Origin of the sequence: Plantibacter sp. MCCC 1A11337, from assembly GCF_013349365.1 — a bacterium.
Classification (GTDB): domain Bacteria; phylum Actinomycetota; class Actinomycetes; order Actinomycetales; family Microbacteriaceae; genus Plantibacter; species Plantibacter flavus_A.
In genome coordinates this window covers 750,582-769,457 of the sequence record NZ_JABJWX010000001.1, presented here as the reverse complement: position 1 = coordinate 769,457, position 18,876 = coordinate 750,582, and the positions used below count along the sequence as shown (strand labels likewise).

Here is an 18,876-nt window from a genome sequence, read left to right as displayed (position 1 = left end):
TCGCCGTGGGTCAGACCGGGGGGCCGCCGGCACCGTTCGGGCCGGAGGGCTCCGAACCGGGCTCGTCGTCGTGCTGGTCGCCGCGTTCCTCGCCACGGAGGAGGTCTTCGAGCGCGAGATCCATCTCGTCCTGCTCCGGACGCTCACCCCTGGCCTCGGCTTCGAGGCGCGCGATGAGGGCCTCCGGGGCGTCGATGTCGGCTGCGGTGGGCACGAGGTCGGGGTGCGACCACAGGGCGTCGCGCTGCGCGGTGCCCACGGCGTCGGTGACCTGCTGCCACATCTGCGCAGCCTCACGCAGCCGGCGGGGGCGCAGTTCGAGTCCCACGAGTGCACCCAGGGCCTGTTCGGCCGGCCCACCGGCGGCGCGGCGTCGGCGGACGGTCTCCGCGATGGCCGCGGAGCGGGGGAGACGCTCGGTGGCTGCCGCGGTGACCACGTCGACCCAGCCCTCGATGAGGGCGAGCGTCGTCTCGAGTCGAGCGAGGCTCGCGTCCTGCGCTTCGGTTCGGGCGGGGATGAGCGCTCCGCTCGTCATGGCCTCGCGGAGTTCCTCGGGGTTCGACGGGTCGAAGCTCTCGGCGAGCTCCTCGAGTCGCTCGGTGTCGATCCGGATGCCGCGCGCGAAGTCGGTGATCGAGGAGATGAGGTGCAGGCGGAGCCAGCGGGCGTGGCGGAAGAGTCGTGCGTGCGCGAGTTCACGGACCGCGAGGTAGATCTGGACCTGATCCGCCGGGATGTCGAGACCCTCGCCGAAGTCGGCGACGTTCTGGGGCACCAGGGCTGCCTCGTTGTCGTCGAGCAGTGGGATGCCGATGTCGCCGCCGGAGACGACCTCCTTGGAGAGCTGACCGACGACCTGTCCGAGCTGCATCGCGAAGAGCGTGCCGCCGATGCCGCGGACGAGCTGTCCGGCGTTCGCGATCATGCTCGACAGCTCCTCGGGCGCGCGTTCCGTGAGCACGCCGGTCAGGGCGTTCGCGATGTTCGTGGCCACCGGCTCGGCGAGCTGCGTCCAGAACGGCATGGTCTTCGTGGCCCAGCGGGTCCTCGTGTACAGGGCCGGTTCGCTCGACAGCTCGGCCACGTCGGTGACGTCGGCGAGCCACAGGGAGGCGATGTGGAAAGCCTGCTCGAACGCCGCACGCTGCTCGGGCGTCGTGTCCTGGGCGCCGTCCCCGGCGATGGTCTTCGCCTGCTGGAGCGAGGTGTCCCAGTTGATGCCGTCGCCACCGGAGCGGAGTGCGCCCTGGAGCTGCGACATTAGCGCAGCGAGACTGGCCGGATCGCTGGGGAGGCCGGCCGCGCCGGCGAGCTGGCTCGGGTCGAACGAACCGTTGCCGGAGAGGAGCTCGCGGAGCATGTCGCGGAACTCGTCCTCCGGACTCTTGTCGGAATCCTCTGGCACGTCAGCCGCCTCTCAGATAGCTCGGTGCTGGGCCTTCTACGCTAGTCGCACCTCGCTGAAGAATCGCCGGGGTATGGTTGGTCGGGTTTCCGCCCACCGCGAACACTCCGGAAGGCTTGCATGTCGCTCTTCGCCGATGAGGCTCCCACCGCTTCGGCGCCGACCGGTCAGGGTCGCAATCGTCGCGCCCGGTTCGGTTGGATCGTGCTCAGCCTCTCGCTCGTCCTCCTCGGAGTGCTGTCGGCGGTACCCGCGCCGTACGTCATCGAACAGCCGGGTCCCGTGTTCAACGTGCTGGGTACGACCGAGGGCGACGACGGCGACGTCCCGCTCATCGAGGTCCACGACGAGCAGACCTACGACACCGGCGGCACGCTCGACATGTTGACGGTCCAGCTGGTCGGGAATCCGCAACGGAGCCCGGGCTGGCTCGACATCGTCTCGGCCTGGTTCGACCCGAGCCGCGCCGTCGTGCCGATGGACCTCTACTTCCCGCCCGGCGTCACGACCGAGCAGCGCGACGAGCAGAACGCGACCCTCATGGTCGACTCGCAGCAGGACTCGGTCGCGGCGGCGTTGCGTGAGCTCGGGTACGAGGTCCCCGAGCACATCGTGGTGGCACAGATCGCGGAGGGTGCCCCCGCGCAGGGTGTGCTGCAGCTCGACGACGAGATCGTCGCGGTCGACGGTACGCCGGTGACCGGCCTGGCGGCCCTGCGGGACGCGATCAACGCCAACGGCACGGACAAGCCGGTCACGCTCGACATCGTGCGCGGGGGAGCGGCGAGCACCGTCGAGATCACGCCGACGACCGCGACCGCGTCCGACGGGACGACCTCGACCGTGATCGGCATCGGTACCAAGACCACCTACGACCTCCCCGTCGACATCACCATCCAGCTCGACAACGTCGGCGGCCCGAGCGCAGGGATGATGTTCGCGCTCGGCATGATCGACCTGCTCACCCCGGGTGAGCTCAACGGCGGGAAGGACGTCGCCGGGACCGGGACGATCGACGCCGACGGCAACGTCGGCGCGATCGGCGGCATCCGGCAGAAGCTGTTCGGTGCGAAGGACGCCGGTGCCGAGTGGTTCCTCGCGCCGGAGAGCAACTGCGACGAGGTCGTCGGACACGTCCCCGACGGGTTGACGGTCTTCGCCGTGAAGACCCTCGACGATTCGCTCGCAGCGCTCAAGGCCATCGCCGACGGAGCCGACACGAGCAAGCTGCCCACCTGCTCGGCCGGTTGAACGCTTCGGGCGCTCTCCCAGCCCGGCCGCTTTAGGATGGGTGGGACGACCCCTATCTGAAGAGGCCACACGTGACATCCGCAGCAGCAGAGAAGCCCCTGTCCACTCAGCGCCGACGCGCCCCGATCGCGATCACGGTGGCGATCATCGCCGCGCTCCTGATCGGGTTCTTCGTGTTCTCGGGGTTCTACGCCGACCTGCTGTGGTTCCAACAGCTCGGCTTCACCGAGGTCCTGACCACGCAGTGGATCGCGGCGATCGCCATGTTCCTCGTCGGGTTCGTGGGTATGGCCCTGCCCGTGTGGCTCGCGATCGAGATCGCCTACCGGACACGCCCGGTGTACGCGAAGCTCAGCTCCCAGGTCGACCGCTACCAGCAGGTCGTCGAGCCGCTGCGCCGACTCGCGACCTACGGTATCCCCGCGCTGTTCGGCCTCTTCGGCGGTGTCGCCGCCGCTTCGCGCTGGCAGCTGGTCCTGCTCTGGATGAACGGCACGCCCGCAGGCACCAAGGACCCGCAGTTCAACCTCGACGTCTCGTTCTACCTCTTCGACCTGCCGTTCTTCCAGGCCGTGGTCGCCTTCTCCTCGGCGGTCGTCCTGATCGCCCTGATCGCCACCGCCGTCGTCACCTACCTCTACGGAGGCATCCGGGTGGTCAGCCGCGAGGTCTGGATCTCGATGGCGGCCCGCGTACAGATCTCGGTGCTCGCCGCGCTCTACCTCATCCTGCAGGCCGTCAGCCTCTGGCTCGATCAGTACACGACCCTGAACGACACCGGCACGCTCATCACCGGAGCCTCGTACACCGATGTCGCCGCGACCATCCCCGGTCGGGTGATCCTCGCCGGGATCGCGCTCATGGTCGCCGTCCTGTTCGTCGTCACCGCGTTCACCGGCCGCTGGCGTCTGCCGCTCGTCGGCACAGCGCTGCTGATCGTCGCGTCGCTCATCGTCGGCAGCCTCTACCCGTGGATCGTCCAGCGCTTCCAGGTGGAGCCGAACGCGAAGAGTCTCGAGACGCCGTACATCAAGCGGAACATCGACATGACGCGCGACGCCTACGGGATCGCCGGCGTGGAGGAGGAGGAGTACGCGGCGACCACCGACGCGACTCCCGGCGCGCTCCGTCAGGACGCCGAGACCACGGCGAACATCCGGATCATCGACCCGTCGCTCGTGAGCGCATCCGTGGCACAGCTGGAGCAGTTCAAGCAGTTCTACTCCTTCGACAAGCAGCTCGACGTCGACCGCTACAACATCGACGGCAAGACGCAGGACGCCGTCGTCGCGGTCCGCGAACTCAACGTCGCCGGTCTCGACAACTCGCAGTCGTGGATCAACAACACGGTGGTGTACACCCACGGGTACGGGCTGGTCGCCGCCTACGGCAACCAGCGCTCGGCCTCCGGCGAGCCGGTCTTCCTCGAGTCCGGCATCCCCACCACCGGCTCGCTCGGCGATTTCGAGCCGCGCGTGTACTTCGGCGAGCAGTCGCCCGACTACTCCATCGTCGGTGCCCCCAAGGGCTCCGACCCGGTGGAACTCGACTATCCGTCGGGCACCCAGGGCGAGTCGCAGACCTACACCACCTTCGACGGCGACGGCGGGCCCAAGCTCGACAACGTCTTCAAGAAGCTCGTCTACGCCCTGAAGTTCCAGTCCGAGCAGATCTTCCTGTCGGACTCCGTGAACAGCAAGTCGCAGATCCTCTACGACCGCGACCCGCTCACCCGGGTCCAGAAGGTCGCCCCCTACCTGACGCTCGACTCCGACCCCTACCCGTCGGTGGTGGACGGTCAGATCGTCTGGATCGTCGACGGATACACGACGAGCGCCAGCTACCCGTACTCGAAGACCGTGAGCCTGTCGGACACCATCTCCGACTCGGTCACGCCGGCGCAGAACTACGCGCTCGACGACGTCAACTACATCCGGAACTCGGTGAAGGCGACCGTCAACGCGTACGACGGCAAGGTCACGCTCTACAGCTGGGACGACCAGGACCCGATCCTCAAGACCTGGCAGAAGGTGTTCCCGTCGACGGTCAAGCCGATGTCGGACATGTCCGGCGACTTGATGAGCCACGTGCGGTACCCGGCCGATCTCTTCAAGGTCCAGCGCTCGGTGCTCGGTCAATACCACGTCACCAACGCCGGTTCGTTCTACTCGAGTGAGGACGCCTGGGTCACCCCCAACGATCCGCAGTCGACCGACACGAACAAGACCTATCAGCCGCCTTACTACCTGACGATGCAGTTGCCTGGCCAGGAGTCTCCCTCCTTCTCGCTGTACTCGACGTTCATCCCTCGTCAGGGCGGTGAACAGTCGCGGAACGTGCTCACCGGCTACCTCGCGGTCGACGCGAACGCCGGCGCCGAGGACGGGAAGCGGAGTTCCGACTACGGCAAGATCAGACTGCTGACCCTCCCGAAGGACGACACCGTGCCGGGCCCTGGTCAGGTGCAGAACACCTTCGACTCCGACCCGAGCGTGTCGAGCCAGATCAACATCCTGAAGCAGGGTCAGACCGAGGTGCTGAACGGCAACCTGCTGACGGTGCCCGTCGGAGGTGGGCTGCTGTACGTCCAACCGGTGTACGTGAAGTCCACGGGCGACACGAGCTTCCCGCTGTTGCAGAAGGTGCTCGTGGCCTTCGGCGACAAGATCGCGTTCGAGGACACCCTCGACGAAGCGCTCGACGTCCTGTTCGGTGGAGACTCGGGTGCCGACGCCGGTGACACGAACGTGCCGGGAGACAGCACCACACCCCCGACGGACGGCACGGACACCGGAGGCGGCACCGACAGTGGAACGACCCCGAGCACGGGCGACCCGACGGTCGACGCCCAGATCAAGACGCTCCTCGACCAGGCGAAGGCTGCGATGGTCGAGAAGGACGCCGCGATGGCGAGCGGCGACTGGGCTGCTTACGGGGTGGCGGACAAGAAGGTGTCGGACGCTCTCGCGCAGGCTCTCGCGCTGCTGAACGGCTGATTCCGAGCCCACGATCTGAACGGCGTCGCCCTGACGGGCGACGCCGTTCGGCGTTCGAGGGGGAGGGATTCTGCCGGCGACGGGGTCCTTGGCGGTACGCGATTTGCACGGCCCCAGAATGCATGCTAGGTTTATCTCTTGTGCCGCAGGGTGGAGCAGTTCGGTAGCTCGCTGGGCTCATAACCCAGAGGTCGTAGGTTCAAATCCTGCCCCTGCAACAGAAAAGATGAAATCCCGGTCTCCTCGAGACCGGGATTTCGTCGTTTACGGAGAAGTATGGTCTGGAACGACCCGGTCCCTGAGCTTGTCGAAGGGCGGTCGGGTCGGGGCACTTCGACAGGCTCAGTGACCGGGTGTGGGTGGTCCGGGCTCGAGGGTCAGTCGAGCACTGCAACCGGGAGGCCGAACGCTGCTGCCACGCCGGCGTTGGTGACCGCACCCGCGTGGACGTTGACGCCCGCGCGGAGCGCTGCGTCGGCGGCCACCGCTTCTCCCGTGCCCTGGTCGGCGATGGCGAGTGCGTACCGGAGGGTGGCGTTGGTCAGCGCGCGTGTCGAGGTCTCCGGGACGGCGCCGGGCATGTTGGCCACGCAGTAGTACAGGCTGTCGTGGACCCGGAACGTCGGGTCGTCGTGCGTCGTCGGCCGGGAGCCCTCGAAGCAGCCGCCCTGGTCGATCGCGATGTCGACGAGTACCGAGCCGGGTTTCATGTCCGCCACCATGGCGTCGGTGACGAGCTTCGGGGCCTGAGCCCCGGGGATGAGGACCGAGCCGATGACGAGGTCGGCGTCGCGGAGCTGCTCCGCGATCTCGTACGCCGATGACGGTCTGGTCTGGATCTGCCCGCTGAAACGGTTCTCCAGCTCGCGCAGGCGAGGGATGGAGATGTCGATGATCGTGACGTCCGCCTGCATGCCGAGCGCGTTGGCCGCGGCGTGCTCGCCCGCGACCCCGCCGCCGATGACGACGACCTTCGCCTTGGGGGTTCCGGGCACGCCGCCCAGGAGCATTCCGCGTCCGCCGGTGGCTCGCATGAGGTGGTACGCGCCGACCTGCGTCGACAGTCGTCCCGCGACCTCGCTCATCGGCTGCAGGAGCGGCAGGGAGCGATTGGGGAGTTGGACGGTCTCATAGGCGATCGCGGTGGTCCCAGAGGCGAGCAGGGCGTCGGTGAGGGGTCGGTCCGCTGCGAGGTGCAGGTAGGTGAAGAGCGTCTGGTCGGCCCGCAGGAAGCCGTACTCGGCGGCGACGGGCTCCTTCACCTTGAGCAGGAGGTCGCCCGCCGCCCATACGGAGGCCGCATCGGCGGCTATGGTCGCGCCGGCGGCGCGATACGCTTCGTCGGGATTGCCGGACCCGAGGCCGGCGCCCGCCTGGACGACGACCTCATGGCCGTGTCGGACGAGTTCGTGGACGCCGCCGGGCGTCGCCGCCACCCGGTTCTCGTTGTTCTTGATCTCCGTGGGGATGCCGATTCGCATGGCTGGTTCCTCTCGCAGGCTGGGCCAAGACTCGGCTCTCCCGCTCGTCGGTGGACGGTGTGCGACTATTCTGAGGTTGCTGCGTTTCAGGCTCATGAACACCGCAGCTTTCACGGAATGTTCCCTGAAAATCGCCGATGATTCGGAAAAGATCGAGAGCAGGCGCAGCATGACGAACAATCTGCACAGCAGTGCGGACCTCGACGACGTCGATCACGCACTCCTGCGGCTCCTCCAGGAGAACGCGCGCATGACGAACGCCCGCATGGCGGAGCTCGTCGGCATCGCGCCCTCGACGTGCGTCGCCCGGGTGCGGTCGCTCGTCGATCGCGGCGTGATCACGGGGTTCTCGGCGCGTATCGATCCGGTCGCGGTCGGGCTCGGTCTCGAGGCGCTCATCAGCGTCAACATCAGGGCAGGAGCTCGAGCCCGTATCGCCGAGTTCAGCGCCGGCATCCGACAGCTCCCGGAAGTCGTGCAGGTGTTCTTCCTCGGCGGCTCCGAGGACTTCGTCATCCATCTCGCGGCGCGGGACAGCGCCCACATCCGCGACTTCGTCGTCGAGCACCTGTCGGCGGATCCGACGGTCGCCTCGACGCGCACGAGTCTGGTGTTCGATCACTCGTTCATCGGCGTCGCGGTGGGGGAGTGACGGTGATCCGCGGCTGTACCGGCCGGGTGAAGGTCACGAACGCATAACGAAGGACTCGAACGGAAAACCCTGACCATGTTCGGTTTTGCCATGGAGGCCTTGCGCGATGTCCGCCTTTTGGGGGATCGTCGATTAGCCAGCAGCTGTAAGTTTCGTTAGCGTTGTCGACGGCCCGCAAGGGCTGACCTACGTGACCGCGTCCCGCCCCCTGTCGCCCCGTGACGGCGTGCTGGACGTACGGTCGAACGCCACGCGGTAGCCGTTGTCGCCCCACGTGATCCGAGCCCGCGCGCTGTCCATCAGTGCGCCGATGGGGCGGATCGAGAGCCGTTCGACCCGGCCTGACGATCGACAGGAAGAGCGCACCGCGGTTCCGCGTGCGCTTCCAGGAGAACACATGACCGAAACGATTGCCGTCTCCGCGACGGGACTGTACAAGGTCTTCGGCAGGAAGCCGAAGGAAGCCGTGAAACGCCTGCAGGCCGGTGCCGCGCGTGACGAACTCGCCTCCGGCGGGACCACCGCGGCCGTCATCGACGCCTCGTTCGAGGTGAAGCAGGGCGAGATCTTCGTCGTGATGGGCCTCTCCGGCTCGGGCAAGTCGACGCTGATCCGGATGCTCAACGGCCTGCTCGAGCCGACGGCGGGCACCGTGACCATCGCCGGGAAGCCGATCTCGGGGGTGTCCTCGAAGCAGCTGCGTGCGGTCCGACAGGACAACATCTCGATGGTCTTCCAGCACTTCGCCCTGCTGCCGCACCGCACAGTGCTCGAGAACGCCGCCTACGGACTCGAGGTGAAGGGTGTGCCGGCCGCTGAACGACGCGAGCGGGCCCAGGCCGTCGTCGAGCGCGTCGGGCTCGCAGGCTGGGAGGACAAGCTCCCGGGCCAGCTCTCAGGCGGGATGCAGCAGCGCGTCGGCCTCGCCCGCGCACTCGCCTCGGACACCGACATCCTCCTCATGGACGAGGCGTTCTCCGCGCTCGATCCCCTCATCCGCCGCGAGATGCAGGAGCAGCTCGTCGAGCTGCAGGCCGAGCTCGGCAAGACCATCGTGTTCATCACCCACGACCTCAACGAGGCGATGTTCCTCGGCGACCGGATCGCCGTCATGCGTGACGGCCGGATCGTCCAGGTCGGCACCCCGAACGACATCCTGACCGACCCGGCGAACGACTACGTCGCCCAGTTCGTCCAGGACGTCGACCGCGCCCGCGTCCTGACCGCCGGTGGCGTGATGGAACCCGCGCGCTCCGTCGTCTCCGCGTCCGCCGGACCCCGGGCTGCCCTGCGCATCATGCGCGACCTGCAGACCTCGACCGCCTTCGTGGTCGGTCCGGGCCGGCAGCTCCTCGGCGTCGTCCGCGACAAGGACGTGCTGCGTCTCGTCCGGGCGGGCGACCACCAGCTCGGGAGCGTCATCACCGCCGACCTCGCCACGGTCTCGCCGGAGGCGGCGCTCGTCGACCTCTTCGAGTCCGCCGTCGAGAGTGCCCTGCCCGTCGCCGTCGTGGACGAGCGGACGCGCCTGCTCGGCGTCGTCCCGCGGGTGACCCTGCTCGCCGCCGTCGGCAACGTCCCGACCAACACGGACGAGATCAGCCTCGTCGGGCCGCCGGCGACGGTGCCCGTCGAGCTCATCACGGCGACCCTGCGGTCGACCGCGGAGGACCCGCAGCACCCCGACGACGTGACCTCGTCGATCGAGACCAGCGCCGCCGAACCGGCAGCGAGCCTGCCGGAAGGGAGTGTCCGATGAGCGGCATCCGTCTCCAGTCGTCCGGGTTCCTGGACGCCATCACCCGCCCAGAGATCGGTGCGTGGGTCGAAGCCTTCGTCGACTTCATCACCGACGTCTTCCAGCCCGTCTTCGACGTCATCCGGAGCGTCTTCCAGGGGCTGTACGACGGCGTCGACCTCGTGCTCAGCGGTCCGCCGTTCTGGGTGATCATCATCGTCGCCGCCCTGCTGGCCCTCGTCGCACGGGGCCCGGTGTTCGCCGTCGGCTCCGCGGTCGGGCTGTTGATCATCGTCGGCGTCGAGCAGTGGGACAACGCGATGGACTCGCTCTCGCTCGTGCTCGTGGCCGGTCTCATCGCCATCGTGATCGGGATCCCGCTCGGCATCCTGGCGGCCCGCTCGAAGGTCGCATCGTCGATCATCCGCCCGTTGCTCGACTTCATGCAGACGACTCCTGCGTTCGTGTACCTCATCCCCGCGCTCATCCTGTTCCGCATCGGCGTCGTCCCGGGCATCGTCGCGACGATCGTCTTCGCGCTGGCCCCGGCAGTCCGTCTCACGGAACTCGGGATCCGCAACGTCGACCGCGAGGTCGTCGAGGCCGGCAACGCGTTCGGTGCTTCCTCCTGGCGGATCCTGCGCCAGATCCAGCTGCCGCTCGCGATGCCGAACATCATGGCCGGAGTCAACCAGGTCATCATGCTCTCGCTCTCGATGGTCGTCATCGCCGGCATGGTCGGCGCCGGCGGCCTGGGAGGCGACGTCGTCAAGAGCCTCTCCCGGATCGACATCCAGCTCGGCTCCGAAGCGGGCCTGTCGGTCGTCATCCTGGCGATCTTCCTGGACCGTCTCACCGCCTCCCTCGGCGGCGGTCGCAAGCAGCGCGGCAAGCGTACGAAGGCTGCCCCGGCCTCGCCCGCCGGGATCCGCCCGGCACCGGCCGCAAGCACCACGACGACCGACAGCACCGCCTCAGGCGAGGAACAGCGCACCCCCGCCGAGTCGCCGACCGCCGTGCGGTGACCCACCGGCACACAGCTTTCCATCCGACGACACCGATCCCCGCGTCACGCGGGACGAAAGGAATCATCGAACATGCAGTACCGCACCAAGATCGCAACCACCATCGCAGCGGGGGCGGCGGCGACGCTCGCCATTTCCGGCTGCTCCGCCGGCGCCGCCGATGAGACGCTCGAGAACGGCGACAAGCAGGCGGTGACCATCGCCGTGTTCAGCGGCTGGGACGAGGGCATCGCGGCCTCCGAGCTGTGGAAGGCCGTGCTCGAGGAGCAGGGCTACGATGTCACCCTCGAGGAGGCGGAGCCTGCCCCGGTGTTCTCCGGCCTCAGCACCGGTGACTACGACCTGACGCTCGACGTCTGGCTGCCGACGACCCACGCGAGCTACATCGAGAAGTTCGGTGACGACGTCGTCGACCTCGGCGCCTGGAACACCGACGCCAAGCTCACGATCGCCGTCAACGAGGACGCCCCCGTCGACTCGCTCGAGGACCTCGCGGACAACGCGGACCTCTTCGACAGCCGCCTCGTCGGCATCGACCCCGGTGCCGGACTCACGGAGGCGACCCAGGACAAGGTCATCCCCGAGTACGGCCTCGACGACTGGGAGTTCCTGACTTCGGGCACCCCGGCGATGCTGTCGGAGCTGAAGGCCGCGACCGACTCCGGTGAGAACATCGCCGTCACGCTGTGGCGTCCGCACTGGGCCTACGACGCGTTCCCGATCAAGGACCTCGAGGACCCGAAGGGCGCGCTCGGGGACGCCGAAGGCATCCACAGCTTCGGCAAGGCCGACTTCGCGGACGAGTACCCGACGCTCGCCGGGTGGCTGAAGGACTTCGACTTCGACTCGGAGCGACTGTTCTCGCTCGAGAACGCGATGTTCAACGAGGGTGACTCGAAGGACTACGCGCCGGTCGTCAAGCAGTGGATCAGCGACAACCAGGAGTACGTGGACTCGCTCACCAAGTAGCGGATCGAAGAGACGACGGGCACCGGAGCGATCCGGTGCCCGTCGTCTCGTGCATCTGAGCGTCAGCGGCGGAGTCGGGCGAGGCCGTCGACGGCCCGCTCCAGCACCTCGACGCGTTTGCAGAACGCGAACCGGACCAGTGACGCGTAGTCCGGGTCGTGCCGGTCGAGGCAGAACGCCGACAGCGGCACCGCCACGACGCCGGCGAGCGCGGGCAGCGCCCGGCAGAACGCCGCAGCATCGTCGAAGCCCAACGGAGCCGCATCGGCCACGATGAAGTAGGTGCCGTCCGGCCGGAAGGTGTCGAAACCGGCGGCTGAGAGGCCCGCGCTCAGGAGGTCCCGCTTGCCGCGCAGGCCGTCGGCGATGGCCGTGAACGAGGCGTCGGGCAGTCGGAGTCCGGTCGCCATCGCCGGCTGGAACGGTGCGCCGTTGACGTAACTGAGGTACTGCTTGACCGTCGAGACGGCCGAGACGAGTTCGCGGGGTCCGCTCAACCAGCCGATCTTCCACCCGGTCGTGCTGAAGGTCTTGCCACCGGATGAGATCGTGAGTGTGCGTTCGACGGCACCCGGCAAGGTCGCGATCGGAACGTGTTCGACGTCGAAGGTCAGGTGCTCGTAGACCTCGTCGGTCACGATGATCGCATCGTGGCGCTCCGCCAACTCGGCGACCAGGTCGAGCGTCGCGCGGTCGAGGACGGTGCCGGTCGGGTTGTGCGGCGTGTTGACCAGGATGACCCTGGTCCGGTCGGTGACGGCGGCGCGGAGCTCGTCCGGGTCCGGCTGGAAGTCGGGTGCGCGCAGCTTGACCGTCCGATGCCGCCCACCGGCGAGGGCGATGAGTCCGCCGTACGCGTCGTAGAACGGCTCGAAGGTCACGACCTCGTCGCCGTGCTCGACGAGGGCGAGCAGGGTCGCGGCGAGCGCCTCGGTCGCTCCGGCGGTGACGAGCACCTCTCCCTGCGGGTCTGGCTGGAGACCGTAGAACCGTCGCTGGTGCTCGCTGATCGCGGTGCGGAGGTCGAGGGTGCCCGGGCCGGGCGGGTATTGGTTCTCGCCGCGCTCGATGGCCGCGACCGCCTCGGCCAGGACGGCCTCGGGTCCGTCCTCGTCGGGGAACCCCTGGCCGAGGTTGACGGCTCCGGTCTGCAGCGCGAGCGCGCTCATCTCCGCGAAGATCGTCGACGAGACGTGTCCGTCCTCGTCGACGAGGACGGCGCCTTCGGCGGTGCGCCGCCAGGGTCCGTCAACCACCATGTCGATATCCTTCCGTGGCCGCGGGCGCGGGCCGCTCCCAATCTAGGACACCGTGCGCAGGTCCTTACGGCGAAGCCCTAGCCGGCGCACAGCGGGCGCGAATGAAACACTCAGCTCGGCACGGGAAGCTGACTGCGCTTGGAAGGAGCAGAATCGCCATGACCGACACCGCAGACGGACAGCAGCCCGCCGAACACCCCCAGTCCACCCCGAACGGTGAGACCGCGCCGCAGTCCGCACCCGCTGAGCAGGCGGGCGGCACCGTGCCTCCCGCGGGCGAGGCACGGCCGTCGACCTCAGGAGCGTACTTCCCGCCCCCGACCGCGATGCCACCGGTCGCACCGCCCGCCGGTCAGCCGACGCAGCAGCCGTACGGCGCGGCCCAGCAGGGCTCGCCGTACCAGCAGGCGCCGCAGCACCCGTCCGCAGCCTTCTCCCGTCAGCAGCAGCCGAACCCGTACGCCGCCTACCAGCAGCCCACCGGTCAGCAGCCAGCGGCCCAGCCGCAGCCTGGTCAGCAGCACGGTCCCTACGGTGCGTCCCCGTACGCCCAGCAGCCGACCGGGCAGCACCCTGGCGTCCCGACGCCACCGGCAGCGCGGACGAAGAAGACCAACCGCCCGCTCGCGGGGATGGTCGCGATGCTCGCCGTCGGCGCCCTCATCGGAGGAGCGTCCGGTGCCGGGGCGACGCTCTGGGTCACGAACGCGACGAAGTCGAGTGTCTCGAGCAACGAGGCTGGCTCGAAGGCGTTCACCATCAACGACGACGCCGACGTCAGCCTGACCACGGCCATCGCCGCGACGGCCGGGCCGAGCGTCGTGACCCTCTCGGTCCAGGGCGGGCAGAGCGCCGGCACCGGCTCGGGGATCATCCTCAGCAAGGACGGTTACGTCCTGACGAACACGCACGTGGTCACCCTGGACGGCCAGGTCGCCGACCCGACCATCCGGGTCACCGATGCGAACGGCAAGCTGTACAACGCCAAGATCGTCGGCACGGACCCGATCTACGACCTCGCCGTCATCAAGCTCGACGACGCCTCGGGTCTCAGCCCGATGGAGTTCGCGAACTCCGACAAGCTCAACGTCGGCGAGACGGCCGTCGCGATCGGTGCGCCGCTCGGACTGGCGGGAACCGTCACCGACGGCATCGTCAGCGCCCTCAACCGGAGCATCACCGTCGCCTCCTCCGCCGTTCCGGACTCCGGATCGAGCGACGACGGCGGGTCCGGCGACTCGAACGGCGACAACCAGAGCCCCTGGAACTTCGACGTGCCGGGGCAGACCACCCCGACCGCGCCGACCTCCTCGATCTCCATCGCGGTCATCCAGACCGACGCGGCGATCAACCCCGGCAACTCGGGTGGCGCGCTCGTCGACGGCACCGGCAAGCTCATCGGGGTCAACGTCGCGATCGCGAGCGCCGGAAGCACCGACTCGTCGTCGCAGAGCGGCAGCATCGGTGTCGGCTTCGCCATCCCGGCGAACATCGCCAAGCGCGTCTCGGACGAGATCATCAAGACGGGTAAGGCGACCCACGGCCTGCTCGGCGCGACCGTGAAGGACGCCTCGAGCGACGCCAAGAGCACGGTCGCGGGCGCGCTCATCGACAAGGTCACCGACAACGGCGCCGCGCAGGCCGCGGGTCTGAAGTCCGGGGACATCGTCACCGAGTTCAACGGCGTCCCGGTCACCGGTGCGAACGACCTGACCGCTCAGGTGCGGGCGCTCGCGGCGGGGGCGACGGCGAAGCTCACCTTCACCCGCGGCAACGACTCGCAGACCGCCGAGGTCACGCTCGGCGAGCTCGCGCTCTGACACCCGGGGCGTCACGCCCCGGAGGACGCCCGCACGGCCTCCGTGCGGGCGTCCTCCGCGTCCGGGCCACCCCGACGACCGGCTGCTAGGCTCGATCGAACGAAACACGGAGTGAACCCCCATGTCGAACGACACAGGCCAGGCCGACGCACCGTCGTCGCCCGGAGTCTCCTACGTGATGCCGGTGTTGAACGACGTCCGACACGTCAGAGCAGCTGTCGACAGCCTCCTGGCGCAGGACTACGCCGGCGACGTGGAGATCACGATCGCCGTCGGGCCGAGCATCGACGGCACGACCGAGCTCGTCCGAGAGCTCCAGGCGGCCGACCCCCGCATCCACGTGCTGGAGAACCGCGTCGGGTCGACCCCGGCCGGGCTCAACCTGGCGATCGCCGCGTCGACGCATCCGATCGTCATCCGGGTCGACGCCCACTCGGAGCTGCCCGACGACTACGCGCGTCTCGCGGTCGAGACCATGCTCCGCACGGGGGCGCAGAACGTGGGCGGCATCATGGACGCCCAGGGACGCACGAGCTTCGAGACGGCGGTGGCGCGGGCGTACGGCTCGCGTGTCGGACTCGGTGGCACACCCCACCACGTCGGCGGTCGAGAGGGGCCGGCCGACACGGTCTACCTCGGCGTCTTCGACCGCGAGATGCTCATGCGGGTGGGCATGTTCGACGAGCGCATCAAACGCGGACAGGACTGGGAGCTCAACCGCCGGATCAAGCAGGCCGGCGGCCTCGTCTGGTTCACGCCCGCGTTGCGCGTCGTCTACCGCCCGCGTGCGAGCATGCGCGCCCTGGCGCGACAGTTCTTCTCCACCGGACTCTGGCGCGGCGAACTCAGTCGGAGTTTCCCCACCCGCGGCACGCTCCGTTACTTCGCGCCACCGGTCCTGGTGCTCGGCATCGTGCTCGGCACGCTGCTCGGGCTCGGAGGCCTGGTCCAGCTGGGAGCGGGAGCGACGCCGTGGCTGCTCATCGGGTTCGCGGCCCCCATCGCCTATGCGGCCATCGTGCTGCTTGCGAGCATCGTGGTCACCGGGCGGGACGGGATGCGCACGAGCCTTTGGATGCTCGCCGTCCTGCCGTGCATCCACTTCTGCTGGGGCACGGGGTTCGTGCTCGGTTACGGCTCGCTCGCGAAGGGCATCTCCGCGCTGCGCAATCCACCGAAGGCGGTCTAGATGTCGGATCCCAGCACGGCCGGAACCGGTCCGCGGCTCACGCCCCCGCGGACGATCGCCGAACTCCGAGCCGTGGCGCAACCGCCGGAGGTCCGCGCGCGGAAGAACGCCGAGCACTGGACCGCCGACCTCTACCTGCGAGACCTGTCGCCGTACATCACGTGGTTGCTGCTGCGCACGAGCATCAGCGCGAACGGCGTGACGGGTCTGATGATCCTGACCGGTTGGGCGACGGCCGCCGCGCTCCTCATCCCCGGATTCGGCGGTGCGGCCCTCGCACTCGTGCTCGGGCAGACGCAGATGCTCGTCGACTGCTGCGACGGCGAGGTCGCGCGTTGGCGGCGGACGTCGAGTCCGGCAGGTGCGTTCCTGGACTCCGTCGGCCACTACTCCACCGAGTCACTCATCGCGATCGCGCTCGGTGTCCGTGCCGCCGCGTGGCCGGTGGATGCGCCCGAGGACCTGGTCTGGATCACCCTCGGATTCGCGCTCGCGCTGTTCGTCGTGCTCAACAAGGCGCTGAACGACATGGTGCGGGTCGCCCGCGCCGGCTTCGGGGCGCCGAAACTCACCTACTCGACCGAGGAGTCGGCGCCGCGCGGGGGACTGCTCGCGACGGCGCGGACGGTGGCGCGGTTCCTCCCGTTCCACCGGCTCTTCCACTCGGTCGAACTCACCATGGTGATCTTCGCCGCTTCCGTGGTCGGCCTGTTCGTCGGCGACGTCGAGGCGATGCGCTGGGTGCTCGCGATTCTCGTACCGCTCGCGCTCCTGACGCTCGTCGGGCATTTCGTCGCGATCGTCTCGTCGAAACGGCTCCACGCGTGATGTCCGGCCCGATCCCGGTCACGCGCTCCGTCGGCGTCGTGGTCCTGACGCAGGGGACCCGCCCGGTCGAGCTCACCGCAGCCGTGGAGAGCGTGCTCGCCCAGCAAGCGGTGGAGCTCGACGTGGTGGTGGTCGGTAACGGCTGGCAGCCGACCGGACTTCCGGACGGCGCTCGAGGCCTGGCCCTGTCGGAGAACCTCGGGATCCCCGCCGGACGCAACCGTGGTGCCGACGCCGTGCAGGGGGAGTTCGTCTTCTTCCTCGACGACGACGCGACCATCCCGTCCACCACGTTCCTCCGCGACGCCATCGCGATGCTCGACGCGGACCGGTCCATCGGCCTCATGCAGCCCCGGCTCGCCGACGCGGACGGAGCAGCGACGCCGTCCCGCTGGGTGCCGCGAACGCGCGACAAGGACCCCAGGCATTCGAGCGCCGTGTTCTCCTGCCTCGAAGCGGCCGTCCTGCTGCCGCGGTCGGTGTTCGACGCCGTCGGTGGGTGGGCCGACCCGTTCTTCTACGCGCATGAGGGCATCGAGCTCGCCTGGCGGGTCTGGGACCAGGGGAGGCGAGCCTGGTACGAGGCCTCCCTCGAAGCGAACCACCCGGTGACCGAACCGACGAGGCACACCGCCTACTACCGGCTCAACGCGCGGAACCGGGTCTGGCTCGCACGGCGGAACCTCCCCGCACCGCTCATTCCGCTGTATGTGGGCTCCTGGACCGCGATCCAGGTGATCCGGTGGTGGCGGAAGCCGGAGGCCCTCCGCCCCTGGTTCGGCGGCTGGCGTGAGGGCTGGCGGACGGACCCCGGCGAACGTCGCCCACTGCGCTGGCGGACGGTCTGGCGGATGACGCGCGCAGGGCGACCTCCGGTCATCTGAGCGGCCGGCGCCCGTCGTGATCCGACCGTGACCTGGCGTCGTTACGCTTGACGGATGCTGGAGCTGACATGGGACTGATCAGAGACGGTCGTCGTGCCATCACGCTCGCCAAGGACCTGCTCGCCAACCGCCGCGCCAGAGCCGTCCTCGCGGCGCAGATGCAGGCGGCTCCCGTGATCGAGCCGGGGCGCTACAAGGTGGCCGTGTACTTCGCGGACGGTGCCGTCAACATGTACCAGATCCGCCAGTGGTACCGGCCGCTCGCCGAACTGTCGAAGCGGTGGCCCGTCCTCATCCTCAGCCGCGGTGCGACGGCGGCGGCGAAGCTGTTCGAGGAGTCGCCGATCCCGACGGCCTACGTCCGGACGGTCGTCGCCCTCGAGCGCACGCTCGCCGAACAGGACATCCGCGTCGTGCTGTACGTCAACCAGAACGCCAAGAACTTCCAGATGTTCCGCTACGGCTCCCGCTGGCACGTCTTCGTCAACCACGGCGAGAGCGACAAGATGTACATGACGACCAACCAGTTCAAGGCCTACGACTACAGCCTCATCGCCGGCCAAGCGGCGAGGAACCGGCTGGAGCGGGTGCTCTGGGACTACGACTTCGACAAGCGCGCGATCATGATCGGCCGCCCCCAGGCCGACCACTATTCGGGCGAACTGCCCTACACGCCCGATGAGCGGACCGTCGTCCTGTACGCGCCCACCTGGGAGGGCGACCGCGCGGCCGCGGCGTACGGCTCGATCGCGAGCCACGGCGTGGCCCTCGTCCGAGCACTCATCGCGACCGGGCGGCACCGCGTCGTGTACCGTCCGCACCCGCGGAGCGGTGTCGTCGATCCGGCCTACGCGAGCGCGAACCGCGAGATCATGGCCGCGCTCCAGGAAGCGAACCGTGCGGACGCCTCGGCCCAGCACGTCGTCGACACGGGTGCCGACCTCGGTTGGCAGCTGGCGGCGGCGGACGCGGCCATCGTCGACATCTCCGCGATGGTCTACGACCGCCTCGCGAGCGGGAAGCCGCTCATGATCACCCGTCCCGTGAACCCGGAGGCGGAGATCGACACCGGAGGGTACCTCTCGGCGTGCGAGTGGCTCGATGCGTCGGACGCCGCGGACATCGTCGACGGCGTCGACCGACTCCTCGGTGATCCCGAGACGGTCGCTCGGCTGCAGCACTGGGTCGAGTACTACTTCGGCGACACGACGCCCGGAGTGACGACGGCGAGGTTCCACAGCGCCATCGAGCATCTGATGTCGGAATGGGAACGGTTCGCCCTCGCGCACGCCGATGGCCGGCCGAAGCTCGACGAGCATGAGGACGATGAGGACGAAGACGAGGATGACGACGGCAGAGGACGCGCCTGAGGCGCC

Annotated in this window: 14 protein-coding genes and 1 tRNA gene; 12 read left to right on the top strand and 3 right to left on the bottom strand. The window is 68.7% G+C overall.

What is annotated here, in order from left to right; genetic code table 11:
• Window positions 1-10 precede the first annotated feature (10 nt).
• On the bottom strand, window positions 11-1,363 hold the full coding sequence (locus HOW07_RS03560; protein ID WP_175116495.1) for a zinc-dependent metalloprotease: 1,353 nt from the start codon (window positions 1,361-1,363) through the stop codon (window positions 11-13).
• Between the two features lie 165 nt (window positions 1,364-1,528).
• On the opposite strand from HOW07_RS03560, the gene HOW07_RS03555 reads away from it, so the two are divergent.
• The 3 genes from HOW07_RS03555 to HOW07_RS03545 all read left to right on the top strand — a co-directional run bounded on the left by HOW07_RS03555 (window position 1,529) and on the right by HOW07_RS03545 (window position 5,873).
• A complete protein-coding gene (locus HOW07_RS03555) occupies window positions 1,529-2,659 on the top strand; it encodes a PDZ domain-containing protein (protein WP_121290036.1) in 1,131 nt (376 codons plus the stop codon).
• Between the two features lie 71 nt (window positions 2,660-2,730).
• Window positions 2,731-5,655, top strand: a complete 2,925-nt coding sequence (locus HOW07_RS03550; protein ID WP_371743567.1) for a UPF0182 family protein — start codon at window positions 2,731-2,733, stop codon at window positions 5,653-5,655.
• A gap of 144 nt (window positions 5,656-5,799) precedes the next feature.
• Window positions 5,800-5,873, top strand: a tRNA-Met gene (locus HOW07_RS03545).
• A 159-nt stretch (window positions 5,874-6,032) separates the two neighbouring features.
• Here HOW07_RS03545 and ald read toward each other — a convergent pair.
• Window positions 6,033-7,136 carry an alanine dehydrogenase gene (ald, locus tag HOW07_RS03540; RefSeq protein ID WP_175116105.1) on the bottom strand — a complete coding sequence of 368 codons (1,104 nt, stop codon included), beginning with the start codon at window positions 7,134-7,136 and terminating at the stop codon, window positions 6,033-6,035.
• Between the two features lie 169 nt (window positions 7,137-7,305).
• On the opposite strand from ald, the gene HOW07_RS03535 reads away from it, so the two are divergent.
• The 4 genes from HOW07_RS03535 to HOW07_RS03520 all read left to right on the top strand — a co-directional run bounded on the left by HOW07_RS03535 (window position 7,306) and on the right by HOW07_RS03520 (window position 11,520).
• The gene (locus HOW07_RS03535) at window positions 7,306-7,788 is read left to right on the top strand and encodes an Lrp/AsnC family transcriptional regulator (RefSeq protein ID WP_064296186.1); all 483 of its coding nucleotides are present in this window, start codon (window positions 7,306-7,308) and stop codon (window positions 7,786-7,788) included.
• 397 nt (window positions 7,789-8,185) lie between these two features.
• Window positions 8,186-9,547, top strand: a complete 1,362-nt coding sequence (locus HOW07_RS03530; protein WP_082916171.1) for a glycine betaine/L-proline ABC transporter ATP-binding protein — start codon at window positions 8,186-8,188, stop codon at window positions 9,545-9,547.
• The gene (locus tag HOW07_RS03525) at window positions 9,544-10,551 is read left to right on the top strand and encodes a proline/glycine betaine ABC transporter permease (RefSeq protein WP_175116104.1); all 1,008 of its coding nucleotides are present in this window, start codon (window positions 9,544-9,546) and stop codon (window positions 10,549-10,551) included. The genes HOW07_RS03530 and HOW07_RS03525 overlap by 4 nt, the downstream gene beginning before the upstream one ends.
• Window positions 10,552-10,623: 72 nt before the next feature.
• The gene (locus HOW07_RS03520) at window positions 10,624-11,520 is read left to right on the top strand and encodes a glycine betaine ABC transporter substrate-binding protein (protein WP_175116103.1); all 897 of its coding nucleotides are present in this window, start codon (window positions 10,624-10,626) and stop codon (window positions 11,518-11,520) included.
• Window positions 11,521-11,582: 62 nt separating this feature from the next.
• Here HOW07_RS03520 and HOW07_RS03515 read toward each other — a convergent pair whose 3' ends face one another.
• Window positions 11,583-12,779, bottom strand: a complete 1,197-nt coding sequence (locus HOW07_RS03515; protein WP_175116102.1) for an aminotransferase class I/II-fold pyridoxal phosphate-dependent enzyme — start codon at window positions 12,777-12,779, stop codon at window positions 11,583-11,585.
• A gap of 158 nt (window positions 12,780-12,937) precedes the next feature.
• Here HOW07_RS03515 and HOW07_RS03510 point away from each other — a divergent pair, with 158 nt between their 5' ends.
• From HOW07_RS03510 to HOW07_RS03490, 5 genes are all read left to right on the top strand, one after another.
• Window positions 12,938-14,599 (top strand): S1C family serine protease, encoded by a 1,662-nt coding sequence (locus tag HOW07_RS03510; RefSeq protein ID WP_175116101.1) that lies wholly within the window; start codon window positions 12,938-12,940, stop codon window positions 14,597-14,599.
• A 121-nt stretch (window positions 14,600-14,720) separates the two neighbouring features.
• A complete protein-coding gene (locus HOW07_RS03505; RefSeq protein ID WP_175116100.1) occupies window positions 14,721-15,788 on the top strand; it encodes a glycosyltransferase family 2 protein in 1,068 nt (355 codons plus the stop codon).
• Complete coding sequence (locus HOW07_RS03500; RefSeq protein ID WP_121290050.1) at window positions 15,789-16,616, top strand: CDP-alcohol phosphatidyltransferase family protein; 828 nt, start codon at window positions 15,789-15,791, stop codon at window positions 16,614-16,616.
• Window positions 16,616-17,500: a glycosyltransferase family 2 protein gene (locus tag HOW07_RS03495; RefSeq protein WP_175116099.1), complete on the top strand. Its 885-nt coding sequence runs from the start codon at window positions 16,616-16,618 to the stop codon at window positions 17,498-17,500. Before HOW07_RS03500 ends, HOW07_RS03495 begins: the two co-directional genes overlap by 1 nt.
• A gap of 68 nt (window positions 17,501-17,568) precedes the next feature.
• Window positions 17,569-18,870 carry a CDP-glycerol glycerophosphotransferase family protein gene (locus tag HOW07_RS03490; protein ID WP_175116098.1) on the top strand — a complete coding sequence of 434 codons (1,302 nt, stop codon included), beginning with the start codon at window positions 17,569-17,571 and terminating at the stop codon, window positions 18,868-18,870.
• The last annotated feature ends 6 nt before the right edge of the window (window positions 18,871-18,876 follow it).